General features: G+C 43.4%; 26 protein-coding genes and 6 tRNA genes. 18 read left to right on the forward strand and 14 right to left on the reverse strand.

All coding sequences use genetic code 11. From position 1 onward, the window contains the following. The 3 genes from PHP90_RS06190 to PHP90_RS06200 form a co-directional block, all read left to right on the forward strand. Nucleotides 1-573 (forward strand): nitrilase-related carbon-nitrogen hydrolase (locus PHP90_RS06190; protein WP_299926924.1); only part of this gene is annotated, 573 nt, incomplete at its 5' end. A gap of 28 nt (nucleotides 574-601) precedes the next feature. Continuing rightward, nucleotides 602-1,279 (forward strand): 5'-methylthioadenosine/adenosylhomocysteine nucleosidase, encoded by a 678-nt coding sequence (locus PHP90_RS06195; protein ID WP_299927020.1) that lies wholly within the window; start codon nucleotides 602-604, stop codon nucleotides 1,277-1,279. A gap of 16 nt (nucleotides 1,280-1,295) precedes the next feature. Continuing rightward, complete coding sequence (locus tag PHP90_RS06200; protein ID WP_299927025.1) at nucleotides 1,296-2,027, forward strand: ATP-binding protein; 732 nt, start codon at nucleotides 1,296-1,298, stop codon at nucleotides 2,025-2,027. Here the strand turns inward: PHP90_RS06200 and mutY are convergent. From mutY to PHP90_RS06215, 3 genes are read right to left on the reverse strand one after another with little or no spacing between them, the layout of a single operon-like run. Beyond that, entirely contained in the window at nucleotides 2,022-2,969 is a 948-nt protein-coding gene (gene mutY, locus PHP90_RS06205; protein WP_299926927.1) for an A/G-specific adenine glycosylase, read from the reverse strand. The genes PHP90_RS06200 and mutY overlap by 6 nt on opposite strands. Nucleotides 2,970-2,993: 24 nt before the next feature. After that, nucleotides 2,994-5,078: a hypothetical protein gene (locus PHP90_RS06210; RefSeq protein WP_299926930.1), complete on the reverse strand. Its 2,085-nt coding sequence runs from the start codon at nucleotides 5,076-5,078 to the stop codon at nucleotides 2,994-2,996. Beyond that, nucleotides 5,078-5,527, reverse strand: coding sequence for a hypothetical protein (locus PHP90_RS06215; protein WP_299926933.1), 450 nt, complete (start codon nucleotides 5,525-5,527; stop codon nucleotides 5,078-5,080). Before PHP90_RS06215 ends, PHP90_RS06210 begins: the two co-directional genes overlap by 1 nt. A 161-nt stretch (nucleotides 5,528-5,688) precedes the next feature. On the opposite strand from PHP90_RS06215, the gene PHP90_RS06220 reads away from it, so the two are divergent. Then, nucleotides 5,689-6,264: a YigZ family protein gene (locus PHP90_RS06220; protein WP_366141102.1), complete on the forward strand. Its 576-nt coding sequence runs from the start codon at nucleotides 5,689-5,691 to the stop codon at nucleotides 6,262-6,264. Here the strand turns inward: PHP90_RS06220 and PHP90_RS06225 are convergent, their stop codons facing one another. Both PHP90_RS06225 and PHP90_RS06230 read right to left on the reverse strand, forming a co-directional pair. Next, nucleotides 6,265-7,230 carry a DUF3137 domain-containing protein gene (locus PHP90_RS06225; RefSeq protein ID WP_299926939.1) on the reverse strand — a complete coding sequence of 322 codons (966 nt, stop codon included), beginning with the start codon at nucleotides 7,228-7,230 and terminating at the stop codon, nucleotides 6,265-6,267. Then, the gene (locus tag PHP90_RS06230) at nucleotides 7,230-7,787 is read right to left on the reverse strand and encodes a LemA family protein (protein ID WP_299926942.1); all 558 of its coding nucleotides are present in this window, start codon (nucleotides 7,785-7,787) and stop codon (nucleotides 7,230-7,232) included. The genes PHP90_RS06225 and PHP90_RS06230 overlap by 1 nt, the downstream gene beginning before the upstream one ends. A gap of 133 nt (nucleotides 7,788-7,920) precedes the next feature. On the opposite strand from PHP90_RS06230, the gene PHP90_RS06235 reads away from it, so the two are divergent. The 4 genes from PHP90_RS06235 (at nucleotide 7,921) to PHP90_RS06250 (ending at nucleotide 10,631) form a co-directional block, all read left to right on the forward strand. Next, nucleotides 7,921-8,205 (forward strand): hypothetical protein, encoded by a 285-nt coding sequence (locus PHP90_RS06235; RefSeq protein ID WP_299926945.1) that lies wholly within the window; start codon nucleotides 7,921-7,923, stop codon nucleotides 8,203-8,205. A gap of 14 nt (nucleotides 8,206-8,219) precedes the next feature. Beyond that, entirely contained in the window at nucleotides 8,220-8,426 is a 207-nt protein-coding gene (locus tag PHP90_RS06240) for a hypothetical protein (protein ID WP_299926948.1), read from the forward strand. Nucleotides 8,427-8,487: 61 nt separating this feature from the next. Further along, nucleotides 8,488-9,483: a MoxR family ATPase gene (locus PHP90_RS06245; protein WP_299926951.1), complete on the forward strand. Its 996-nt coding sequence runs from the start codon at nucleotides 8,488-8,490 to the stop codon at nucleotides 9,481-9,483. Further along, nucleotides 9,483-10,631, forward strand: a complete 1,149-nt coding sequence (locus PHP90_RS06250) for a VWA-like domain-containing protein (RefSeq protein WP_299926954.1) — start codon at nucleotides 9,483-9,485, stop codon at nucleotides 10,629-10,631. The genes PHP90_RS06245 and PHP90_RS06250 overlap by 1 nt, the downstream gene beginning before the upstream one ends. Nucleotides 10,632-10,691: 60 nt before the next feature. On the opposite strand, the gene PHP90_RS06255 is transcribed toward PHP90_RS06250, so the two are convergent. The 7 genes from PHP90_RS06255 to PHP90_RS06285 all read right to left on the reverse strand — a co-directional run bounded on the left by PHP90_RS06255 (nucleotide 10,692) and on the right by PHP90_RS06285 (nucleotide 12,420). Further along, nucleotides 10,692-10,768: transfer RNA gene (locus PHP90_RS06255), tRNA-Asp, on the reverse strand. Between the two features lie 12 nt (nucleotides 10,769-10,780). Then, nucleotides 10,781-10,856: transfer RNA gene (locus PHP90_RS06260), tRNA-Val, on the reverse strand. 31 nt (nucleotides 10,857-10,887) lie between these two features. Continuing rightward, nucleotides 10,888-10,964: transfer RNA gene (locus PHP90_RS06265), tRNA-Asp, on the reverse strand. Nucleotides 10,965-10,976: 12 nt separating this feature from the next. Next, nucleotides 10,977-11,052 (reverse strand) — tRNA-Val (locus PHP90_RS06270). Nucleotides 11,053-11,079: 27 nt separating this feature from the next. Further along, nucleotides 11,080-11,155 (reverse strand) — tRNA-Glu (locus PHP90_RS06275). A 16-nt stretch (nucleotides 11,156-11,171) separates the two neighbouring features. Beyond that, nucleotides 11,172-11,247: transfer RNA gene (locus PHP90_RS06280), tRNA-Lys, on the reverse strand. Nucleotides 11,248-11,328: 81 nt separating this feature from the next. Beyond that, nucleotides 11,329-12,420 (reverse strand): CinA family protein, encoded by a 1,092-nt coding sequence (locus PHP90_RS06285; protein WP_299926959.1) that lies wholly within the window; start codon nucleotides 12,418-12,420, stop codon nucleotides 11,329-11,331. Nucleotides 12,421-12,519: 99 nt separating this feature from the next. On the opposite strand from PHP90_RS06285, the gene ileS reads away from it, so the two are divergent. The 10 genes from ileS (at nucleotide 12,520) to PHP90_RS06335 (ending at nucleotide 24,324) form a co-directional block, all read left to right on the forward strand. Further along, entirely contained in the window at nucleotides 12,520-15,294 is a 2,775-nt protein-coding gene (gene ileS, locus PHP90_RS06290) for an isoleucine--tRNA ligase (RefSeq protein ID WP_299926962.1), read from the forward strand. After that, complete coding sequence (locus PHP90_RS06295; protein ID WP_299926964.1) at nucleotides 15,291-15,416, forward strand: hypothetical protein; 126 nt, start codon at nucleotides 15,291-15,293, stop codon at nucleotides 15,414-15,416. The genes ileS and PHP90_RS06295 overlap by 4 nt, the downstream gene beginning before the upstream one ends. After that, complete coding sequence (gatA, locus tag PHP90_RS06300; RefSeq protein ID WP_299926967.1) at nucleotides 15,413-16,753, forward strand: Asp-tRNA(Asn)/Glu-tRNA(Gln) amidotransferase subunit GatA; 1,341 nt, start codon at nucleotides 15,413-15,415, stop codon at nucleotides 16,751-16,753. Before PHP90_RS06295 ends, gatA begins: the two co-directional genes overlap by 4 nt. 4 nt (nucleotides 16,754-16,757) lie before the next feature. Beyond that, entirely contained in the window at nucleotides 16,758-18,203 is a 1,446-nt protein-coding gene (gene guaB / locus PHP90_RS06305) for an IMP dehydrogenase (protein WP_299926970.1), read from the forward strand. Between the two features lie 100 nt (nucleotides 18,204-18,303). Continuing rightward, complete coding sequence (locus PHP90_RS06310; RefSeq protein WP_299926973.1) at nucleotides 18,304-19,569, forward strand: O-acetylhomoserine aminocarboxypropyltransferase/cysteine synthase family protein; 1,266 nt, start codon at nucleotides 18,304-18,306, stop codon at nucleotides 19,567-19,569. Nucleotides 19,570-19,577: 8 nt separating this feature from the next. Continuing rightward, nucleotides 19,578-20,675 (forward strand): homoserine O-acetyltransferase, encoded by a 1,098-nt coding sequence (locus PHP90_RS06315; RefSeq protein ID WP_299926976.1) that lies wholly within the window; start codon nucleotides 19,578-19,580, stop codon nucleotides 20,673-20,675. After that, nucleotides 20,672-20,866: an exodeoxyribonuclease VII small subunit gene (xseB, locus tag PHP90_RS06320; RefSeq protein WP_299926979.1), complete on the forward strand. Its 195-nt coding sequence runs from the start codon at nucleotides 20,672-20,674 to the stop codon at nucleotides 20,864-20,866. The genes PHP90_RS06315 and xseB overlap by 4 nt, the downstream gene beginning before the upstream one ends. Beyond that, complete coding sequence (locus PHP90_RS06325) at nucleotides 20,866-21,657, forward strand: carbon-nitrogen hydrolase family protein (RefSeq protein WP_299926982.1); 792 nt, start codon at nucleotides 20,866-20,868, stop codon at nucleotides 21,655-21,657. The genes xseB and PHP90_RS06325 overlap by 1 nt, the downstream gene beginning before the upstream one ends. Before the next feature lies 1 nt (nucleotide 21,658). Further along, entirely contained in the window at nucleotides 21,659-23,650 is a 1,992-nt protein-coding gene (locus PHP90_RS06330) for a sensor histidine kinase (protein WP_299926985.1), read from the forward strand. Next, the gene (locus PHP90_RS06335) at nucleotides 23,647-24,324 is read left to right on the forward strand and encodes a HesA/MoeB/ThiF family protein (RefSeq protein WP_299926988.1); all 678 of its coding nucleotides are present in this window, start codon (nucleotides 23,647-23,649) and stop codon (nucleotides 24,322-24,324) included. Before PHP90_RS06330 ends, PHP90_RS06335 begins: the two co-directional genes overlap by 4 nt. On the opposite strand, the gene PHP90_RS06340 is transcribed toward PHP90_RS06335, so the two are convergent. Beyond that, complete coding sequence (locus PHP90_RS06340) at nucleotides 24,321-24,812, reverse strand: c-type cytochrome (RefSeq protein WP_299926991.1); 492 nt, start codon at nucleotides 24,810-24,812, stop codon at nucleotides 24,321-24,323. The genes PHP90_RS06335 and PHP90_RS06340 overlap by 4 nt on opposite strands. A 123-nt stretch (nucleotides 24,813-24,935) precedes the next feature. Continuing rightward, entirely contained in the window at nucleotides 24,936-25,160 is a 225-nt protein-coding gene (locus PHP90_RS06345; RefSeq protein WP_299926994.1) for a hypothetical protein, read from the reverse strand. Nucleotides 25,161-25,452 lie beyond the last annotated feature (292 nt).

The raw sequence follows: 25,452 nt of genomic DNA on the forward strand, positions 1-25,452 counted from the left end.
TCACTTGCCAGTCAAAAGTGTGACATCGTCATCGGTGCGGCACTTTGGGATGAGGGGAAAGTGTATAACTGCGCACTTTATTTTTCTGCGGGAAAATTGATCCATATCCACCGTAAAAATCATTTGCCGACGTATGGAATGTTTGAAGAAGGGCGCTATTTTGCGGCGGGAGATAAGATAGCATCATTTTCGACATCGTATGGTGAAGCAATAATGGTGGTGTGTGAAGATGTATGGCGTGCAGAGACGATTGCTGCTATCGCTGCATCGGAAGCACAGATTGTGTATGTTTTGGCGGCTTCTCCTGCCCGAGGATTTAGAGACAATGAGCTTGAAATCCAGTCCCAATGGGATGCACTTTTAAAAACTACGGCTTTGCTCAGTCATAATTATGTTGTATTTGTAAACCGTGTCGGATTCGAAGACGGCTTAGGATTTTGGGGGGGAAGCCGTATCGTCTCTCCTATAGGAGAGGTTGAGAAGGTATTAGCGCTTTTTGAACCCTCAAGTGCATCGATTGAAATCAATAACAGTCTCCAAAAAGTGGGACGTTTTTTAGCCAAAAATTTTTGATCAAAGGGAATCAGTGAAAATAGCAATTATGGGGGCAATGCGCGAAGAGATTGACCCGATTTTAGAGAATTTTGAATCGTATAAAACGTTTGAGTATGCCGGTAATGTGTTTTATACATGTACCTACGGTGCTCATGAATTGGTCATTGCGTATTCGAAAATCGGTAAAGTATTTTCAGCTATTACCGCTTCTGTTATGATCGAGCGTTTTGGTGCACAGGCTTTATTGTTCAGCGGTGTGGCCGGAGGGATCAGCAAAGAGCTCAAAATCGGTGATTTGATTATGGCAAGTGCGTTGTGTCAGCACGATGTTGATATTACCGCATTCGGTCATCCGTACGGTTTTATCCCGGAAGGCTCTGTTATGATCGAGACAGACAGCGATTTAAGATCGCTCGCGGCAGAAGTTGCGGTCGATATGGATATTGAGCTTTATGAGGGGATCATTGCAACGGGAGATCAGTTTGTTGCATCATCTGAGCGTAAAGAGTGGATAGAAAAAACGTTTAATGCGGATGCCTTGGAAATGGAAGGGGCGAGTGTAGCCTGTGTATGCCATAACTTCGGAATACCGTTTTTTGTACTTCGGGCGATTAGTGACAGTGCTGATGGCGAAGCAGGGGTCGATTTTGATACCTTCTTGCAAAGTTCGGCACAGGTCAGTGCAAAATTTATTTTAGAGATGGTAAAACGCATTGGCGATTAAACTCAGTAAAAAAATTATGCGTCAAATCGGGCGTACCAATGGCACGTTCGGACTGATCGAAGAGGGGGACAAAATCCTCGTCGGATTGAGCGGCGGTAAAGATTCGCTCACAATGGTTCATGCTATGATGGAACAGCAGCGGCGCGCCCCGTTTAAATTTGAAATACTTGCCGTTACCGTAACCTATGGGATGGGGGAAGATTTATCGGCATTGATTGCTCATTGTGCCGAATATGGAATTCCTCATAAAATACATGAGACCAATACCTATGAAATAGCGGGAGAGAAGATCCGTCAAAACTCATCTTTTTGCAGTTTTTTCTCCCGAATGCGACGTGGCGCTTTGTACAGTGCGGCAGAGAAGCATGGGTGTAATAAAGTAGCATTGGGGCACCATCTTGATGATGCGGCAGAGAGCTTCTTTATGAATCTTATCTACAACGGTCATATGAGGGCGTTGGCACCGAAATACAAAGCAGGAAACGGTCTTATCGTCATTCGTCCGCTTATTCAGTTGCGTGAGCGTCAGCTTGCCGCGTGTGCTTTGGAAAATGAGATGCCGACGATCGGTGATGAGGCGTGTCCATCGATGCGTTTCGATGTCAAAATGCCTCATGCGCGTGCTTCTATGAAAACGATGCTGTTCGAGATGGAACAAAAGTATCCGGATCTGTTTGTCTCGATCAACTCGGCATTCGGTCATATCAGTGATGATTCATTTTTTGATCCGACACGCTTCAACTTATAACAAACTCACCACTTTATGATCCGCACGGCTGAGTGACAGCTGCGCGATCTCTTCCACACTAAACCACTCGTACCCCTCCGGAAGAAAACTCTCCATACACAGATACACATGCGCTTGTAACGTGAAGTGGCTGTAGTTTTGTGTAATCTCCCCTATAGGTTTCATAGGAGTGTCAGGCTTTTCCTGAGTTTCATAAAAGCCCCATAACCCCGATAAAAATCGTGTTCTTCGCTGGATAAGAGCATAACGATTTTCTTTTTGATACACAATGATATTTCGGAAACGAACAGGTTTTATTTTTTTTGCTTTGGATGCGGGATAGGTGAGGGGAGCAGTTTTCCCTCGGCAGTTTGTTTCCAACGGACAAAAGCCGCAGAGAGGTTTTTTTGCCAAACAGATGGTGGCGCCGATGTCCATCATGGCTTGGTTGTATTCGAAGGGATGAGCTGCATCAAACAGTTTATAGGCATATTCCCATAACTTTTTATCATTGCGTTCTGTCAAAGCGTAATAACGGTGTAAGATTCTTTTTACATTGGCATCCATAATTGGGAGAGGTTCACAGTAGGCAAAAGCAGCAATGGCATGAGCGGTGCTTTGCCCTATGCCAGGCAGTTTAAGAAGATCTTGTGCATTGTCAGGGAGTTTTCCGTTGCATTGGCGTGCAGCGGTATGAAGATTTCGTGCACGGGTGTAGTACCCTAACCCTTCCCACATTTTCAGGACATCATCCAGATCTGCTTCTGCCAGATCATTTAATGTCGGAAACCGTTCCAAAAAAGGGAAATAAAATCGTTCCAGTACCGTTTTGACTTGGGTTTGCTGGAGCATAATTTCACTGATATAGATTGCATAAGGATCAGGATTTGTACGCCACGGAAGGTCATGGCGACCATAGTCTTCGTACCATTGCAAAAGAGTGGTATGGGGTGAGATATTCATGCGGCAATTGTACTCAAGGAGGACTTAGTGCTCACTTCCAAACGGATCGATTGCCAACAGTAAAACGGGAAGGATAAAAAGATCGGTCAAGAGTGAGAGGAGGACTAACACAGCGCCGAACCCGCCGATAAGCTGAAGCGAGTGTATCGGAGTAAAGGCCAAAAAGGTAAAGATTGCTGCAAGCATCAAAGAACCGATTACGACAGGAATCCCCGCATAAAAGAACATCACCTCCAGAGAATGGCGTTGTGTACGGCCGAAATAGCGGCTTCGGAAATATTTGAAGGCAAAATGGACAGTTGCATCAGAGGAGAGACCGACACTTAACGTCATTGCTATGAGTACTTCGAGGCTAAGCGGTATATGCATCAGTTCGATAAAGAGTCCGAACCATATAATCGGGATAGCATTGGCGATGAAACCTACCCAAATCAAGTTGTATTTTCGGAAAATTCGCCCCATAATAAGGCCGATAATCACGAGAACGCTTAATAAGGAGATTCCTAAAAGCATGATATTGTCAATTTTGGCATTGGTGATAAGGCTGTCATAATCGGCAAAGTAAATAGGGAGTTTATTGTACGACTGGAGCCATTGCATGACGGCAATCTTATCGGCATGCTCAAGATGGATAGTGATCGTCAATGCACCGTTTTCAAAATAGTTCTGTTCCAAATCATAGAGTTCGAGAAAGAAAAGCGCTTGCATAAGATTCTGTTCATCGCATGTGGTTGTTCCGGTATTAGCAAGGTTCAACAAAGAAAGAACGGTGGCAACAGAGGTGACTTCTCCCACCCCTTTATTGGATTTTTTGAGATCTTGCTCAAATTGTTTGAGAGCGGTGACGGTTTTTAAATCAATCTGCTTATAAGGTACTTTGGCGATGATCGTATGATCATTGACACTTTGGGCAAAAAGGCGTTCGGGATTTGTGACCATGATGTAAGCACCCAAGGCTGCGACGATAGTCGTTGCCCCTAAAAAGAGGAGAAGATAGTTGCGATTGTAATGGACTTCATTTTTGGCAAATAAATAGCCGTAACGACCGAATTCGACTTTGGGATGGAGGACGCTGAAATAGCTCAATAAAGCAGGAAGAAGGGTGATATTTAGCAAATAAGAGATAACGGATGCAAAAATGATACTAAGGCATAAAAGACGTATAATGGCCGAATCGACCCAAAGAAGAGAGCCTAATCCCAGTAGGGTGATAATGGAAGTCCAAAGGGCCGGGGTAATATTGCGATTGATTGCTTTGAGAAGTGAACGTTCACCGTCAACTTTATAATGGGAAACATGCCACCGGTAATAAAAATATAGACTGTCTACAAGGGCTATCCCTGAGACCATGAGGGTGAGTGCGATGTAGACTTTAGAGATACCGGTAAGAAGCCATATCAGGGTAAATGTACCGATTAATGTAAACAGTACCACTGCCAAAGAAGTAAGAATAGAAACATAGTTTTTAAAAATGAGACGAAATATAATGATGAGTATAGCAAGAGTAAGCAGTGTGTAGCTCAGAAGTGATGTCCACTTCATAGGAGTATCTTCTGTCGTAAAAAATGTATGGTGGAAGGGGATCGGGATGTTGTCGATGGAAATTGGGGAAGATGAATAAATATAAAAATGAAATGATTTAAAACTTGAATCGACGTATTGGGTATATGGAGTATTGAAAACTCGGATTAAGTGTTTGAGTTCGGTAACATTGAGATCGCTAATATTGAGCGCTTCTACCAGAGATGAATCGTCTCCGTCCGTGTTATTGTGGATATAGTAGGTACTGAATAACGAATCGACTCTGGTAACAGAAGGAATTTCATTCAGAGAAGTGTGCAAGTGTTCGAGTTCTAATTTTGTTTTTTCATCGAAAGTGTTGATATCGATGTCCAATCGACTGACATAACCGGCACTGATTTCATGAGAGATCGTCTTTTGGTACTCTTTGGATTCTTCAAGCCATAAGAGGCTATCAGAAGAGATAAAGACCGGTTTAAAAAAAATGAGAGCAACAATGCCGAGGAGTGCATAGACAGCCAAAATGTAAGGACGATAACGTTTGATAAACCGTACATAGCGGGTCATATTCGGGGTATCGTAATACATTATTTCTCTCTTTTGACCATGATGATATAGGGACGTTTGTAAATGTCGAGTGTTTGGGCAACATTTGAAATTTGAGCAATTTTACCTGAAACTGAAGGGTTTATGTTGTCACTGAGGTTTTGATCTTGAATCATTACTCGCTTTAGGGCATCCAGGGGATTGGAAGAACTGTATATTTTTGCGATCATCTCCGCTGAGTTAAATCGTTTGAGTTCATAGAGAAAAAAATAATAGGTATATTTCGAACGCATTTTACTGTTTTCGTCGATTAACGAGAGAAAGTTTCTGGAATTCGGGCAATAGGGATCAACGAAAACATAGACTTTTGTCGGCCCTTCACCGAGAATCAGAGCATCATGCTCAATCGTTTGAAGGTAGGGAAGACTTTGGCTTAATGGCAGTTTCGGCCGTTCCTGCGGTTCGTTTGCATAAAGAAAAAAGCAATTCAAAAAAAGTATCCAAAAAAATTTTTTACACAAAGTTTTTCATTCCTGGTGGCAGTTGTATCGTAACTATATCATATCATCATTACTTATAGGTGATGAAAATGTGATCAGTGAACACGATACAATTGCAAATTAAAGAAAACGAAGCATTGCAAAGAGGACAGATGGAGACGGTAGAGGGAGTTTTTAGCGATATTATAGAGATCAAAGGATCTAAGTTTATCGCTTTTTTAATGCCGATATCCATCTATGATGATGAGATGAAGCGATTGAGGGAACTCCATCCTAAAGCGGTTCATTACGTCAGTGCGTATCGCAGTCTCAATGAGTTTGATCAAATACTCGAATACTCTAGTGATGACGGAGAACCCAAAGGGACATCCGGCAAGCCGACATTAGCGGTATTACAGGGGCATGATCTGATCAATTCGGCGATTATTACGGTCCGTTACTTTGGCGGGACGAAACTGGGACCGGGAGGGCTGGTTCGGGCGTATGCCGAAGCGGCAAACGCTGCTTATGCAAATGCACAATTGCATCCGTATGAGAAACTTTTTAACCAAAAAATCGAGTGTGACTACTCACATGTATCCATGGTCGAGTATGAATGTTTACAGCAGAATATTCGTATCACAGAGAAAGAATTCGGTGAAAAAGGGGCGGTTTTTACGATCGAAGGGACGGCGGAAAATTTAGAACGGTTTTATACGGCTCTCGGTAGAACGGTACAAAAAATATAACTATTCTTTACTCCACAGTTTCTCATTGAGTTTCAATTCTTCAATAATTCCGATCGTATTGCGTAATGTATGGATATATTCCATAGCCTGTTTATAATCCAAGAGTGATTTAAATACCGTCGGTTCGAACAGATCTTTCCCCGTTCCAATTGCTATATGGATGTGGTTTTGGACAAATGAAATAAAAAGCGGATGCGAGATTTTTTTCTGGAACTCCACAATACGCATCATCATCGAGTGGCTCAGGATGTAGCGTGCTTCGATAGGATCTTCCCCGTAGACGACAAACTTTTTTTCAAACACGGGATCATCCAATTGTATGACTTTTCCACGTGCAATATTGATGGATTGCAGCCATCCGCCGATTAAATTTCCGAATGTTTTTTCAGCTTGGTCAGGAAGAATGATGGTTTTACTCTTGAAATTTTTGTTAAATTCCGCAACGAGAAAAAGTCCCCGAAAGAGGCTATGCCACTGTGTACGCCCCTTGGAATCACGGGTTTGGTATTCGGCGTGGATATCCGAAAATTCAATAGGGACACCGTCTATGGACCCTTTGACATAGTCGTTTCCGCTGTAGCGGTCGATAGAGTGTTGAAACAGATTTGAGCGTTCAAAGAGGTATTGTGAGATCATAAAATCAGGATTGTAGAGCAAATGAGAATCAATCGCTCCGATAAGAGGGGTAATGATATGGTTTTTGAAATCTTTTGCATAGCCTTGGATCAAATAACGGTATGCGATTGAAGCAATTAAAAGAAAGCCTACGGCAACAGCAATCATCAACGGATGAAACAGGCCGAAGTTTTTCCCCATCCAAAGTGCGATAATAAGAAAAAAAACGGTTCCTATCCCTCCGTACCATTTGAGCTGCGAGAGAATATGGTTACGTGTTTTTTCCAGCTCTTCGAGGTAGGGATACAGCTCTTTGTAATAAAAATCGGTGAGTTCAGAGAGTGATTTCATTAACGATTAAAGAGCTCATGGACATTGACGTTTTGACGTTCCGCAATGGTGATTTCAAATACGGCTCTGCGTTGGAGATTCATCCATCCCGCGATGAGGTTGGTCGGGAACATCTCGATGGCGTTATTGAGATCGGTAACCGCTTGGTTATAGGCACGGCGTGCGGCAGAGATCTGCTCTTCGATTTCACTGAGTGAACGTTGCAGATGCATGACATTTTCGTTTGCTTTGAGTTCAGGATAGTTCTCAATAGCGACGGTGATTGCCCCGAGTGCGGCAGAGAGTTTAGTATCTAGAGCGATTTTCTGATCATCACTGAGATTAGGTTTCATTGCTTGCGCACGGAGTGCCGTTACATTTTCGAGAACTCCTTTTTCATGCTCCATATAGCGCTCGACAGAAGCCACAAGATTCGGGATAAGATCATACCGCTTTTTGAGTACGGTATCTACTCCTGCAAAGATATTATCGACTTGGTTTTTTTTACCGATAAGAGAGTTGTACATCAAGATCATAACGAGAGCAACAATACCGAGGATGATTAAAAATATCTGCATAAGATTCCTTTTGAAACATAGATAAGATTATTGTATCTTTTTTTAGGCCATTGGGTCTATATAATGAAAAAAATTAATGGCTTTTTGAGTTAATAGGGTGTAAATTCTTTTAAAAGAGTATTGGAGGTTTCCGATGACAGTCAGTTCCTATCTTTTTCAAAGCCCGTATTCTCAGCCGGTTCAAATAGGGCGGCCGGATCCGTCGGCTCAAGCACAAAAAACAGACTCCGTTACACAGAGTCTGGCAAAAGAGACAAAAGTTTCAGCCCCGGCACAAGCAGAGGTAAAACCCACGCAAGAATCCGGTGTATCGATCAATCTAACGGCATTATCCGGCAGTGAAGGGCAGAAAGCCGCTAATGTTTTTAATGCGGCAAATACAAAAGTACAGGCACAAAGCGCGTACCAAAATAGTTGAATAATAGGATTTGAATGAAAAAATATAGTTGTGTGCTGTTACTTACATCATTGGTTTTATGTGCCGGTGAATTATCCAAAGAAGTGAAGCCCCATCAAAATCTTCAGAAACAAAAAAAAGTTTTACAAGCACCTCAAGAGGTAAAAGTTCAAACCGCTCAGAAATATGAAGAGCAGAAAAAAAGAAAGACTTATCCGCGTGGAGTCATTGAAACACATTAGTATGTCTATGTTCGTACAATAATTGCATCCCCTTTGGCACTGATAGCTAAAGGAATAATGTATGAATCCTCAGAGTGCCAAACGATCTCTTGCTCATTTGTGTGAACGTAAAGTTCCCGTTTTTTTATGGGGCCCTCCGGGGATTGGAAAATCTTCTATTGTTGCTCAAATTGCCCGTGAACGGGGAATCGGCTTTATCGATCTGCGTCTTTCGCTGCTCGACCCGACCGATTTACGCGGTATCCCCTTTTTTAATGCCAAAAATGATACGGCTATTTGGGCACCCCCTGCATTTTTGCCGGATGGAACTCAAGCAGAAGGGATACTCTTTCTCGATGAACTCAATACTGCGGCTCCGATGGTTCAGGCATCTGCCTATCAGCTGATATTGGACCGAAAAATCGGTGAATATCATCTACCCGATGGATGGGCGATTGTTGCTGCCGGAAATCGTGAAAGTGACCGCGGTGTCGTTTTTCGGATGGCGGCTCCTCTGGCAAACCGGTTTGTCCATTTGGAAATGGAAGCGAATGTCGAAGATTGGCGTACTTGGGCTATCGGAGCAGGGATTGAACCGTCCATTATCGCTTATATCTCTCATCGTCCCGATGCATTGTTTGTCTTTAACTCAGAGAGCAGATCTTTTGCAACACCGCGTACATGGTCGTATGTAAACGATATCATGGCCTCACAACCCGAAGAAGATTTGGTTATGGCTATGGTTTCCGGTGCGATTGGGGAAGAATTGGCCGCATCGTATCTGGGTTTTCGCCTCGTTGCGGCGCAATTGCCTGATTTGGATGCAATTATGGAAGGAACGTGCACGGATGTTCCGACCGATCCATCAGCATTGCATATTCTCTGCACCGCGCTTACAATGCGGGTAAACGACTATACCGGAAGCAAGAAGCTGAATAATCTTATTGCCTATTCACTCAAACTTCCCGGAGAATTTGCAGTAATGATAATCCAAGATCTTCGTGCACGTAAAATCGAACTCGACCATCTTGAAAGCTGGCCACTGTGGATGCGTCAGTTTAATACATTGCTACGATAATGTCATCCGAACAACTACTGCTAAAAGCTAAAAGCCTGCTCACTGTCAAATATCCTTATTTCGGGATGCTGGCCTCACGGTTAAATCATGAACCCAGCGACTCCGTATCGGGATATGCCAGCAATGGGAAACGTTTTATCTACAACAGCGATTTTTTGGAACGCAGAAGTGTCGAGGAGGTGATGTTTATCCTCACAAATGCCGTCATGCACCATGTTCTTTCACATCAACAGAGAAAACTAAACCGCAGAGGACGATTATGGCAGTTGGCGACCGATTATGCCATCAACAATCTCCTCGCTAAGAATGGTTTAGCGATTCCACAAGGGGCAAATTACAACAAAGAATTTGAGGGGATGTACGCCGAAGAGATTTACGATGCATTGAAAGAGGAATATTTCGGCGAGGGTGGAGATGCATTCGGCGAGAGTGGCGATGCGGCACCTCAAGAAGCCGGTATGTCTCAGGAAGCGGATGATTCGCAAGGTTTCGCCAACATTGACGGAATCAGTGATGAGATGGATGCGCAGGATGAATCGCAGTGGCAATATGCCGCATCGATCGCACAAGAAGTCGCGCAACGCAAAGGTGCGATGCCTCTGGGATTGGAGCGCTTAGGCAAAAAGGTCAAGCCCAGCGATGTAGACTGGCGGTTTGAACTTTACAATGCGGTCAATCGTCATATGCGCAACAACTATGCTTTCATGCCCCCGAACAAAAAACATATCCATCGCGGTATTGCACTTCCATCACTTACGAGTGACACCCTCAGTCTTTGTGTTGCAATCGATACCTCGGGCTCTATCGATGATCAACTTTTGGGGGCGTTTATGGAGGAGTTTAAAACCATCATGCAAAATTTCCCCTCGGTCAAGATCGAACTTATTATTGCCGATGCAAAAGTTCATGCTCATCATACTTTCCAAGGAGGAGAGAAGATGGACTTTCGTCTCAAGGGGGGAGGAGGGACAGATTATCGACCGACATTTGATTACGTCGAAGCCAATCTGCCGATGACAACAATGCTGCTCTATTTTACCGATGGAGAAGGCTCATTCCCGCGTATTCCGCCGAATTACGAAGTATTATGGGCACTATCGAGAAAAGCAAAAGTTCCGTTCGGACGGGGATTAGTCATTTTCGATTAAAAGATTTAAGATTTTTAAGTGAATTTTGAAATATAAAAGAAAGAAGATAGAAGGTAAAGGTGGCGCAGCGGACGGGACTCGAACCCGCGACCTCCTGCGTGACAGGCAGGCATTCTAACCAACTGAACTACCGCTGCAACCTAAACGAATGGTGGGAATTACAAGACTCGAACTTGTGACATCTACCTTGTAAGGGTAGCGCTCTACCAACTGAGCTAAACTCCCGAGAGTTTTAAAAATAAATCGAAATAACATATGGCGCAGCGGACGGGACTCGAACCCGCGACCTCCTGCGTGACAGGCAGGCATTCTAACCAACTGAACTACCGCTGCAGCCAAAAATTATGGTGGGAATTACAAGACTCGAACTTGTGACATCTACCTTGTAAGGGTAGCGCTCTACCAACTGAGCTAAACTCCCGAAAAATCTAAATAACATTCGAACAAATGGCGACCCCTAAAGGATTTGAACCTCTGTTCCTACCATGAAGTGATAGTGTCCTTGGCCACTAGACGAAAGGGTCACTGAATCAACAAATATGGTGTCTCGTGATGGATTCGAACCATCGGCCCCCTCATTAAAAGTGAGATGCTCTACCGGCTGAGCTAACGAGACCTCTTCAACCATCGAAAGTCGGTGATTGTGAGGGCGAAATTATAGGGGAAAGAACTCTTTTTGTCAAGGAAAAATGAGTGATTAACTAAAAAATAATTCTCGATCGATATTGAGGAGCATTTTTACCGCCATCAGGACACTTTGCTCTTGGATGTAATTGCGATCTCCCTCGAAATGAAATCGCTCGGTATGGACCGATGTTTTAGAACGTGCACTGATGTACACGGTGCCAACCGGTTTGGCTTCAGTTCCTCCGGTAGGACCAGCAACACCGCTGATTGCCAACGAGTAATCGGCATAGCTGACATTCATTGACCCCTCCGACATTTGGAGAACGACTTCAGCACTTACAGCACCGTGTGCATTGATAGAATCATCATCAACGGCTAACCAATTGGCTTTGAGAGTGTTGGAATAGGTAATAAGCGAACCTTCAAAAACATTGGAAGCACCGCTTTGGGAAGTGAAATAGTGGGCAAGCGAGCCTCCGCTGCAGCTTTCGGCGAACGAGAGTTTTTTATGATGACTGCCGAGACGCTCGATAATAAAGGCGGCGATATTGGTTGCACTGATTACTTTATGATGCATCAGACCGCGTGCTGAAGCGATAAATTGGGATAGGTTTCCATGTCGACGGGTATGGATACGGATTTTAAGCCACCCTTCTACGAGTTCACTAAATTCCAATTTAACATCAAAGTTCTGGGCTAACGGTTCAAGAAGAGTTTGGGCACTGAGCAGTTCTTCGTTAAATAGATGAATGGTAGCTTGTCGTGACTCATCGTCTATCAGAATCGGGGGGAGAACTTTCCCTTCTGTTGCTAAAACAACATTGATTTCGGATGTATTGTGGCTTAGTAAATAGCTGCCGTTTTCGAGAATGCTGGCGCGCGATGGGATGAGCATCTGCTCTTTTAAAATCTGGTTATCGGCAGTCACGGTACTGAGGAGTTTCCCGACAATCGTAAAGGTGCTTTTGGTTGTTACAATGATGAGCTTGGACTCATTTTTTAAAAGTCCCTCCAAGTGTAAAAAAAGCCCTTTGTCCGATTCTTCGAAATAGCTGATTGTGTCGATAGAAGCGAGCCTGCTTTTAATGCTTCGAAGTATGTATCGCTCGAATGCTTCATTCAAAATCAGCCGATTACCTACGAAAATAACATCACGATTCATGATTTTCCTAGATTATAAATTTGGGATAGTATAGCACAGTGACAGCAAAATTTAATCACCTGAGCGCTATAATGCACCACTTTTTATATAAGGTAACAGATGGATTATAAAGAGACCCTCCTTCTACCTCAGACCGAATTTCCGATGCGCGGGAATTTGGTACAAAATGAGCCTGTACGCTATGCGGCGTGGATTGCCAACGATGTTTACGGCAAGATGAAAGCCAACCGTAAAGATGCGCTAAGTTTTACACTTCATGACGGTCCTCCGTATGCCAACGGTCATACCCATATCGGTCACGCACTCAATAAAGTACTTAAAGATATTATTGTCAAATATCACTATTTTAACGGCAAATCAGTTCGTTTCACTCCCGGTTGGGATTGTCACGGTCTACCGATCGAACAGCAAGTAGAGAAAAAACTTGGCGGCAAACAGAAAAAAGAGCTTTTAAGCACTGCGGAAGTCCGAAAAATGTGCCGCGAACATGCAAGCGAATTTGTCGGTATTCAGCGTGAAGAGTTCAAAAAATTGGGTGTTATCGCCGATTGGGATAACCCTTATTTGACGATGGATTCCAAATTCGAGGCCAATATTTATCGAACTCTTTGTTCCGTTGCCAAAAAAGGGCTGTTGATCGAACGTTCAAAACCGGTTTACTGGAGTTGGGCAGAGCGTACAGCCTTGGCGGAGGCGGAAGTCGAGTATGAAGACAAAGAAGATTACTCGATCTATGTCGCTTTTGAACTGAGCGATGAAGCCAAAGTCCGTGCAGGTATCGAAGGTTCTGCTGCCGTCGTTATCTGGACGACAACGCCGTGGACATTGCCTGCCAATACCGGTATTTCACTTAATCCGGAAGAGATGTATGTCCGAACGTCGGATGGCTACATCGTTGCCGAGAAACGTTACGATGCTTTGATTGAAGAGGGTGTCTTTGCCGGAACCGTCGTTCAACGCATCGAAGCGAAAAAGTTTGAAAATCTCTATGCGATCAATCCTCTCAACGGACGTGCTTCCCATTTGGTTTTAGGTGAACATGTCATGATGGACAACGGTTCGGGATGTGTCCACACGGCGCCGGGGCACGGGGAAGACGACTATCGAATCGGCTTGCGTTATAACCTCGAAGTGGTGATGCCAGTGGATGAGACGGGATGTTATGATCAAACGGTTATTCGTGAAAATCTTCTTCCGGATGCTGAAGCGTTTGTGGGGATGCATATTTTCAAAGCGAATGAACCGATCATTTCACTTTTGGGTGACAAAGCGCTGAAAGTTTCCAAATTCCGCCACTCCTATCCGCACTGCTGGCGTTCGCATACGCCGCTTATCTATCGTGCGACGAAACAATGGTTTATCAGTGTGGACGGGACTCCTGAGGGTGAAACAAAAACACTTCGTGAAATCGCTCAGGCAGAAGTCGCAAAAACGGCGTTTTATCCCGAATCGGGACGTAACCGTTTGGGTTCAATGGTTGAAAACCGTCCTGACTGGTGTATTTCACGTCAGCGTGACTGGGGTGTGCCGATCGCATTTTTCCGTGTCAAGGCGACGGGTGAAGTGATTTTGGATGAGAAAGTTCTTAACTTTATCGCGATGATTTTTGAGATGCACAGTACCGATGCGTGGTATTCCATGAGTATCGAAGAACTCCTCTACCCGGGATGTGCGTATAAAGCGGATGAACTCGAAAAAGTATCGGATATTCTCGATGTCTGGTTTGACAGCGGTTCGACGTGGAATGCAGTTCTCAAATCACGCAACTACGATGCGGGAACGTATCCGGCCGATTTGTATATCGAAGGAAGCGACCAACATCGCGGATGGTTCCAATCCTCTCTCTTTTTGAGTACGGCTGTTGAACATATCGCACCGTACAAAGCACTTCTCACTCACGGGTTTACCGTTGATGAGAAGGGCGAGAAGATGTCAAAATCCAAGGGGAACGTTGTCGCTCCTGAAACCGTGCTAAAAGAGTACGGTTCAGAGATTTTACGTTTATGGGTAGCTATGAGTGATTATCAGGGGGACTTGAAAATCTCCGCAAATATCCTCAAACAAACGGCAGATCAATACCGTAAACTTCGTAATACCTTCCGTATTATGCTTGCGAATCTTGACGGGCTTGATACTATCGTTCCTTACAGTGAGATGGGTGAGATCGATAAATGGATTGTAGCCAAAGCCAAAGAGGTTTTCGACGAAACCCATCGTCTGTTCGGTGAATACAACTTTGTTCACGGCATGAGCGGACTTAATTATTTTATCGTCAATGAACTCAGTGGAGTTTATATCGATATTACAAAAGATCGTATGTATTGCGATGGTATAAGTTCGATTGAGCGCCGCTCCACCCAAAGTGCAATGGCCATTATCGCCCGTTCAATGCTCGGGCTTATCGCTCCGATCTTGACATACACTGCGGATGAAATTTTTGAAAACGCCCCTGCGATTTTAAAAGGCACCGCACATGATATTTTTGATATTACCTACAGTTCCATTGAAGCGGTTGATAGCAGTTGGGATGACGCAACGATGAAAGTGATTCGTGAAAAATTCAATGAGATCGTTGACGGACTTAAAAAAGACAAGGTGATCAAGAATACTCTTGAACTTGTCATTTCAACAACGTCAGAGTGTGCCAAAGCAATGAAAAAAGCGGATATTGAAGAATATCTGGTGATTTCCAAATGGTGTGCATGTGAACTCAAAGATGTTTTAGGATCGTTTGAATACGAGGGAGATACGTTTAACATTGCCCTTGCGACAAAAGCCAAATGTCCTCGTTGTTGGAAATACCACAGTGAAAAAGAAGAAATGATCTGCCCACGCTGTACCAACGTTATTTCAGGGTGGATGGTCGCGGAATGATCGATGTATCACAACCTGTACCGATGAGCTTTGTTTTTGAAACGGTCGGTGTAATTTTCGCTGTCATTGCCGTGGGCATTGTGATGGTAAAACAAGCAAAACGTAGAAAGGAAAGTGTATGATAACACTCAAAGAGGCCTTAAAGCTCTCGAAAGAAGAACTTGTTTCACTGAAAGAAGAATTAAAACTAAAAATTGCTGCAAACCCTGAATTAAATGCGTATATCGATGTCCTTAACGTCGGGGAAGGGATTCCGATTGCGATCAAAGATAATATCCAAGTAACCGGTTGGTCGGTCACATCGGGATCGAATATTCTGAAAGGGTATATTGCCCCTTATAATGCGACTGTTATCGAAAAACTGTTAGCTGCGAACATGTCACCGTTCGGACGTACCAATATGGATGAATTCGCGATGGGTTCGACGACCGAGAGCAGCTGTTACGGAAAAACCCTTAACCCTCTTAATCACAACTGCGTACCCGGCGGAAGTTCAGGAGGGTCGGCTGCAGCCGTTGCTGCAGGACTCGCGGTAGCGGCACTTGGTAGTGATACGGGGGGCTCGATTCGTCAACCGGCTGCATTTTGCGGAATCGTCGGGATGAAACCGACGTATGGTCGTGTCAGCCGTTACGGTTTGGGTGCGTATGCGAGTTCCCTCGATCAAATCGGACCTATGACACAGAACGTCGAAGATGCGGCAATTTTATACGATATTATCCAGGGACATGATCCGAAAGACTCGACAAGTGCCGATCGTAATGACGGAACTGTGAGTGACAAGCTTGATACGAGTGTTAAACTCACAATCGCGATTGTCCCTGATTATGTCAAAGATGCTTCGGCAGATGTCCGTAAGGCGTATGCTAAAGCAGTTGAAGCGCTCAAGAATGCAGGTCATACGATCGTCGAAAAATCTCTTATGGATCCGAAATACGATATTTCAGCGTATTACATTACCGCTACAGCGGAAGCGACTACCAATCTTGCCCGATATGACGGTATTCGCTACGGTAACCGTGTAGAAGGCGGCAATCTTAAAGATACCTTCCTTCAAACACGATCGCAAGGATTCGGCCCGGAAGTGCAGCGCCGTATCATGCTCGGCAACTTTGTTCTCTCTTCGGGATATTATGATGCGTATTATGTCAAAGCGCAAAAAGTACGCCGATTGATTCAAGAGGAGTATAATAAGATTTTTGAAGAGGTCGATTTGATCCTTACTCCGGTAGCACCGCGTACAGCGTATGAATTCGGTGCTCTAAGTGATCCGCTTGAGATGTATTTGAGCGATATTTATACCATTTCAGTTAACTTGGCAGGACTTCCTGCTCTTTCTTTACCTGTCGATATTGCTGAAAACGGGATGCCCGTTGGTCTTCAACTCATAGCTGCTCCGTATGCGGAGCAAACCCTTTTTAACGGGGCCCTCAGCCTCGAAACTCAATTACAAGGATAACCTCATGAATATTCGTAAACGCGCCCTCACTTTTGAAGATGTACTGCTCATCCCAAAATACTCTGAGGTTCTCCCTAAAGAGGTGAGTTTGAAAACGATGTTGACCCGGAATATTCCTCTCAATATTCCGATGGTTTCTGCGGCAATGGATACCGTTACGGAATACCGTGCTGCGATCGCTATGGCACATTTGGGCGGTATCGGAATTATCCATAAAAATATGGATATCGAAACCCAAGTGAAACAGATTAAAAAAGTGAAAAAATCAGAAAGCGGTATCATTATCGATCCGATTTTTGTCCATCCTGACGCTACTCTCGAAGATGCCGAAGCGTTGATGAATGAGTTTAAAATCTCCGGTGTTCCGGTTGTGGATGAGCATAACAAATTACTTGGAATTTTGACGAATCGTGACATGCGTTTTGAAAAAGATTTGTCTAAATTGGCAATAGAAGCAATGACTCCTATGCCTCTTATTACAGCAAAAGCTGGGATAACTTTGGCGGATGCTGAGCAAATGATGCACCTTAACAAAATTGAAAAGCTTCCGATCATCGATGATAATGGTTTGTTAAAGGGTTTGGTAACGATCAAAGATATTAAAAAACGTATCGAATATCCACATGCGAATAAAGATGATTTCGGACGTCTTCGTGTCGGAGCTGCTATCGGTGTCGGTCAGCTTGATCGGGCTCGTGCTCTTGTCGATGCGGGTGTTGACGTGTTGGTTCTCGACTCGGCTCATGGTCACTCTAAAGGGATTTTAGATACCGTTAAGGCGATTAAAAAAGAGATGGTTGTTGATATCATTGCCGGAAACGTTGCAACAGGTGAAGCGACGCTAGCATTGATCGAAGCGGGCGCTGATGGTGTTAAAGTGGGTATCGGACCGGGATCGATTTGTACCACTCGTATTGTTGCCGGTGTCGGTGTTCCACAAATTTCAGCTATCGATGAGTGTGCGGCAGTCGGACGTCAACACGGAGTACCGATTATTGCCGATGGCGGAATCCGCTATTCAGGTGACATTGCCAAAGCCCTTGCAGTCGGTGCAAGTGTTATTATGGCGGGATCACTTCTCGCTGGTACCGAAGAATCACCGGGTGACACGATCATGTACCAAGGACGTCAGTACAAATCATATCGCGGTATGGGTTCAATCGGGGCTATGACCAAAGGTTCAACAGACCGTTATTTCCAAGAGGGGACGGCTGCGGACAAATTGGTTCCTGAAGGGATCGAGGGTCGTGTGCCGTTTCGCGGAAGTATTGCAGCTGTAGTTCATCAAATGATGGGCGGTCTACGCTCGTCTATGGGATATTGCGGATCAGAGAGTATTGAAGCGTTCTGGGACAAAGCAGAGTTCGTTGAAATCACCAGTGCAGGTTTGAAAGAATCCCATGTTCATGATGTTATCATTACCCAAGAAGCACCGAACTACCACGTATAAAAATTCCTTATTAATCTAATGGCCATTATGCCATTAGGGAAACATGGGAAAATGTGGGCTGTGTTGATACAATTGCACAAAAAATTCACAAAGGATAAACATGCAACTTCAAACTGAAGCACTTCACGCAGGATATGACAAAGACTCTCAAAGTACGATGGCGGTTCCCATCTATCAAACAACCGCGTATGAGTTTCGAGATGTTGAACATGCGGCAAATTTGTTTGCTCTTAAAGAACTGGGTAATATCTATACCCGTCTGAACAACCCTACGACCGATGTGTTTGAAAAACGTTTTGCGACACTCGAAGGTGGAGTAGCAGGCTTAGCAACATCCAGCGGAATGGCAGCTATTTTTTATGCAATCGCTAATGCCGCTGAGGCAGGAGATAATATTATCTGTGCTCGTCAAGTGTACGGTGGAACGATTACACAAGCATCATATACATTAAAACGATTTGGCATTGAAGCACGCTATTTTAATGCGCATAATCCCGAAGAGATTGAAGCCTTGGTGGATGATAAAACCAAAGTTATCTTTTTCGAAAGTTTGACGAATCCGAGTATTGATGTACCTGATTTTACTGCAATTACATCTATTGCAAAAAAATACGGAATCTTGACTATTGTCGATAATACTGTAGCTACCCCGGTTCTGTGCCGACCGTTCGAATACGGAGTAGATGTTGTCGTTCACAGTGCAAGCAAATACACAACCGGACAAGGACTTGCTATCGGCGGAATCATGGTTGAACGTACCGGATTAGTCGATATGATTCGTTCAAATCCACGCTATCCGCAATTTAACGAAGCCGATGAAAGTTATCACGGACTGGTCTATGTGGATGTGCCTTTGCCGCTGTTTACGTTGCGTGCCCGATTATCACTGTTGCGTGATTTGGGTGCCGTTGTATCCCCGTTTAACTCATGGCTCTTTATCCAAGGAATTGAAACATTATCGCTTCGTATGCGTGAACATTCTCGCAATGCGCAAGTGGTTGCCGAGTTTTTAGAGTCTCACCCAAAAGTAAAAAAAGTGAACTATCCGGGACTTAAAAGCAACAGCAATTATGCTAATGCTCAACGTTATTTTCAAAATGGGATGTCGAGCGGACTTTTGAGTTTTGAAGTCGAGAGTTTTGAAGAAGCGAAAAAAATTGTAGATGCTACGAAACTTTTTTCTCTCGTAGTAAATATCGGTGATTCAAAATCGATTATTACCCATCCGGCATCAACGACCCATCAGCAGCTCTCTAACGAGGAATTAATTGCATGCGGTGTCCCTTCAGGACTTATTCGTCTTAGTATCGGTTTGGAAGCGAATGAAGATCTGATTACTGATTTGAAAGCGGCGTTCGACGCGTAAAGGGTATTATGTTAAATTTGCAAATTCACACTGAACATTTTACTAATCCGCTCTATTTGGAGAGCGGACGTATCTTAGAACCGTACGATATCATTTATGAGACGTACGGAGAGCTCAATGAAGCAAAAGATAATGTGATTGTAATTTGCCATGCCCTTACAGGTTCGCATCATGCGGCCGGTACGTATGAGGGGGATAATAAAAGCGGTTGGTGGGATGGACTCATCGGTCAGGGAAAAGCGGTCGATACTGACAAATTTTTCGTGATCTGCACCAACGTCATAGGAAGCTGTTTCGGCTCAACCGGACCAATGTCTCTTCGCTATCCGTATAATGAACCGTATCGCTATAAATTTCCGGTTGTGACGATTTTAGATATGATTAAAGCTCAGCGGATTCTGTTTGACCGTTTGGGAATTCATCAGGTCCATGCAATAATCGGCGGATCAATGGGAGGAATGCAGGCGTTAGCCTTCGGAGTCTTTTTTCCGAATTTTGCGAAAAAGATCATTGCTATGGCAACGACGGCGGCGACACAACCGTGGGCTATCGCATTTAATAAAGTAGCACAAGAAGCGATACTCAAAGATCCCGAGTTTAAAAACGGCTATTATGATCCGGAAGTCATCCGTGAAAACGGTCTAAGCGGTATGGCAATCGGTCGTATGGCCGGGCATATCAGTTTTTTATCGCATCAATCTATGGCGAAAAAATTCGGGCGTGAATACAAACGGACGGACGGTTTATTTGAATTATTCGGTAAGTTTCAGGTCGAATCGTATCTGGAGTATAACGGCTACAATTTTACGAAATGGTTTGACCCTCTCTCGTATCTTTATATTACCAAAGCGATCAATATTTACGATCTTTCACGAGGGTTTGATTCACTCGAAGAGGCGTTAGGAAAAATCAATGCCGAGCTTTATTTGGTCGGATTTGAAAAAGATATTCTGTTCCTCCCCTCCGAGATGGAGAATATTCATACTATCATGCAGACATTGGGAAAAACAAACAGTGACTATCTCGAAGTTGAGAGTGATTACGGTCATGATGCTTTTTTAGTAGAAATTGATAAAATAGAGCAATACGTTCGGGAGGCACTATGAGTGTAGAAGAGAGTTTTGAAACAAAAATTACAAATGCCAAAGCGATTTTGGAAAAATTAATGGATCCTGCTTTGCCGATGAATGAGAGTGTAAAGGCGTATGAAGAGGGGATGAAAGAACTCCGAGTCGCTGAAAAAATGCTCCAAGACGCGCAGTTACAGATCCAAATCATAAAAAATCAGGAGCAATAATGCGTGTCGCAATACTCCAGCTCCCTTCTATCGGAATGGGAAGCAATAAGTTAGAAAACTATGCTCGTGTCGCCCATCAAAAAGGGGTCAAGCTTGTTTTGATGGGGGAATATCTTCTGAACCCTTTTTTTAAAGAACTGGTTCAAACACCTGTCTCTATGATCGCGGAGCAAAGTGCACACCAAGTCGAAATCCTTAAATCATTAGCGCTGAAATACGATCTTACTTTTGTTGCACCTATCATTACGGTCAAGAAAAAAGAGTGTACAAAGATGATTGCAAAGATTAACGGACGCAGTGTTATGTATTATCCGCAACAGTTTTTGATTAATTATCCTCATTGGAATGAAGAGAAGTTTTTCAATAATCCGATAGAAGCAGTAAAGCCACCGATGATATTTGCGTGTGAAGGGTTCAAATTTGCCGTTATGGGAGGATTTGAGACCCATTTTGACCCATTGTGGGAAGCGGTAAGCGCTAAAGCGGTTGATGCGGTATTGATTCCTAGCGCTTCGACGTTTGAGTCGCATAACCGATGGCGTGAGCTGATTAAAATGAGGGCTTTCACGCATAACTGTTATATTCTTCGTGCGAATCGTGTCGGAGAATATTTTGATGAGAAACACGCATGGAAATTCTACGGCGATTCGATGGTCGTCTCTCCTGATGGGGAGATTGAAGCGGATCTTGGCAATACTGAAGAGTTGTTGATTATGGATTTGGATCGTAAAAGTCTTACTGAATCGCGAAAAGGTTGGGGATTTAAAGAGGCGTTACGGAAGCGGAAATAGGTTGAAAAAGCTAATCTTCCTCTTTATAGTTTTTACACTCAGTCTCCAAGCTTCCATACATGTATTGCAAAACGCTCTTCAGTCTCCGATTGAGAAATCTATTTCATACTTGGAGGATACGAAGGGCAACCTGACCTATCAACAAGTACAAAAACTCTCTTTTACTCCGTATACTCAAGAACGGAGTCTAAACTTTGGATTCACGAAGTTGGTTTATTGGTTTAAAATAGATCTTCAAAATGCATCATCTCAAAGTGATACCCATTGGTGGCTCAAGATTGATTATCCATTACTGGAATTAATCGATATTTATCTGATCGGTCCTGATCAGCGTGTGATTACATGTAAACGGATGGGAACATCGCAGCCCTTTTCTTCGCGTGAAATAGCATCCCATAATTTTATTTCCGAACTCCCTCTCCAAAATATTAAAGATGCCACCCTGTTGATACGGGTGAAAACACAAAGTTCGATGCAGCTTCCGCTTGCAATCCTTTCATCGGAACAATTACTTGAAGAAACCGAACAGAATAATCTGTTTGTGGGCGGATACTATGGAATCTTTTTTATTGTCCTGTTGTATAACATTGTTTTGTATATTTATACACGTGACCGTGATTATCTGAGGTATATTCTATTTATTACCTCGTTTATCCTGTGGCAGCTCTCTTTTGACGGGCTTGGGATCAAATATTTTTGGGGAGATGATAGATGGTTGATTGAGCATGGATCGAGTGCATTAATAGCCTTTACAGCTTTCTGTGCCCTCTATTTTAGCCGTCACTTTTTAAACACTGCACTCTATGCACCTAAAATAGACAAAGCGATTCTTTTGGTGATGCTAATTAGTTTGGTCATGTCAGTCGCATCCGCAATTTTTCCTTATGGTGATGTTATTCCGATTAATGCTGCATTAGCATCGTTTATCCCGATCGTTTTATTGATCGCGGGAATGGTTGTTATGCGGCATGAACACAGAGCGGCACGCTTTTATGTTGCGGGATGGAGCTCTTTTTTAATTGCAACTGTTATTTTTGCGTTTAATAAATTTGATCTTATCCCTACTTTTTACGGAGTGAATCATGTGCAGCAGATTGGTTCAGCGATTGAGATGATTTTTCTCTCTTTGGCATTGGCCGATCGAGTTTATCTTTTGCAGCGTGAATATATCGGCAAGCTTAATCGTCTGAATGACACGCTAACGGAAAAAGTTGACCATGCGCTGAACGAAGCGCGGATGAAAGACCGTCTTTTTGTACAGCAGTCCAGACTTGCGGCTATGGGGGAAATGATTGAGCAAATTGCCCATCAGTGGCGGCAGCCTCTCCATACGCTGGCATTGATCAACCAAGATATGTATATTAACCATAAACTCGGAAAATGCGATAACGAGTGTTTTGAACAAAGTCATAGCAGGATAGACGAGCATCTCCAATATCTTTCCAAAACAATTGATGACTTTCGCAATTTTTATAAAACAGATAAATCTAAATCGCTTGAAGATTTAGGAGAACTGGCTGTTGATGCACTGCGTCTGAGTGATGTTTTTTTAAAATATGCAAAGATAAAGACGGAATTAAATGTCTCTGCAGTCAATAAAGTGAATATTGCTAAAAATGAGATGGTTCAGGTATTGATGAATCTGATAAAAAATGCTCATGATGCAATTGTTGAACAGCGGATAAGCAATGGAAAAGTCACTATTAATGTTGAGGATGCAGGAACAGGGGTTAAAATAAGCGTTGAAGACAATGCCGGAGGGATATCTCCAAATGTTATGGAGAAAATTTTCGATATCTATTTTACGACAAAAGATCCGGATAAGGGTACCGGTTTGGGATTGCATATGTCAAGATATATCATTGAAGAGAGTTTCGGAGGGAAGATTTCAGTCGAAAATATTCCGGGCGGTGCCCGTTTTATTATTTTTCTTATCGGAGAAGAAGAGCAAGCCTTACCAATTCACGACGACAGTTATAGGAGAAACATATGATGCATTATTTTCACCGTCAGGTTCAGTTATGGGGCGAAGAGACACAAAAATCTCTTCAGAGTAAACGAATTGCCATAATAGGTAGTGGAGGATTAGGGAGCTCTTTGGCATTTGCTTTGGGCTCATCCGGTATCGGTGAGATCCATATGGTGGATTTTGATGAAGTCAGTCTGCACAATATCCATCGGCAGATTGCGTTCAAAATGGGGGATGAGGGAAAATACAAAGCAGAGGTATGTGCAACACTGATAAAAGAACGTTGTCCCTATGTCGAGGCCAATGCGCATGTATGTAATTTTGATGAATTTGTTCAAAAAAATATAGAGGTTGACCTTATAATCGATGCGACGGATAATCTCCCCTCACGCGGTGCGATCAATATGTATGCTAAGTCTAAAGGATTGCCATGGGTATACGGATCGGTCGAAGCATTTAACGGGCAAGTCTGCTTTTTTGAAGAGGCATCGTTTAATGAACTTTTTAAAATAACGCAAAAAACACCTGCAGGGATTGCTGCTCCGATTGTTATGCATATTGCTTCGCTTCAAGCGAATTTAGCTTTACGATACTTGGCAGGTTTGTCGGTTAAAAAAGATACCCTGTATTATCTCTTTTTTAATGGAGAAGGTGAGCTGGTAACGCAAAAATTTGCGTTACCGAAAAGTCAAATTTAAAGGGTTGAAATGTATTTAGCGAGTGCATCTATCTGTGCATCGCTCAGAGCTTTGGCCTGTCCTTGCATAACTGCTTTCATCTCTTTACCATAACTACCGTCTTGGTATCCTTTGAGAGCATTTTTGACTTGGTCCTCTTTCCAGCCGGCAATAATTTGTGATTTTCCTAATGCAGATTTTTCCGCCTTACTTCCATGACACGCACTGCATTTTTGTCCAAACAATGTTCCACCGTCAATTGAAGCCGTTGCGGCAGGTGTTACTGTAGATACAGGGGCTGGCGTTGGTGCAGGTGCTGCAGGAGCAGGGGTAGCTGCTGCAACAGGTTCTGGAGCAGATGCTGCTTCTGTTGAGCTTTCATTGGCTTCCAACGCGGGAGAAGTGGACTGAGTTGTTATTTGTTGGGACGCTTCAGGGGCTTTTGCGGGTGTAGAATCACTGCATCCGAGGATAAGAAGCGAAGAAATAAGAGGTAGAATGTATTTCATTAAGAGTACTCCTAAAATTGTTTAGGATAGTTTACGATAAGTTAGTTTGATTTTGTTTTAAGAGAAGAAAAAAGAGGGTAAAAAGTTTCGCACCGGAGTGCGAAACAACTTGCTAAGGAAAACTTATTTAGCAGGTGCAGCTTCTGCAGCAGGTGCAGCAGCGTCAGCAGCAGGTGCAGCTTCTTCAGCAGGCATAGCAGCTTCAGCGTTTGCATCAGCAGCAGGTGCAGTAGCTTCTTCAGCAGGCATAGCAGCTTCAGCTACTGGTGCAGCAGCTTCTTCAGTTTTAGCAGACTCGCTGCATCCGATAAACATTGCAGCTAAAAGTAGTGCAGATACGATTTTCATCATGTAAGGCTCCTTAAAAAATATGGCGGAAGTATACCACTACTCACCCCGTTCTTGTCAAGGGGTTTTTGCAAATTTTTAAAATCTTTTTTCAAAGTCCCCAAAATAGGCACTTTGAGCGGATTGTTTTTTTCTAATTTTAGGCCAAAAAAAGGGGTAGATATCGACTTTAAAAGAAACATTTTTTTGATTTTTTTGCAGATTTTAGAGTCTGTTTACCAACCGTTGTCTTTTTAGAGGCATTTGGGATAGAGTAATAAGACTGTTTTATGATTTTTTTACTGGATTTGTT

This window comes from Sulfuricurvum sp., assembly GCF_028712165.1.
Lineage (GTDB): Bacteria > Campylobacterota > Campylobacteria > Campylobacterales > Sulfurimonadaceae > Sulfuricurvum.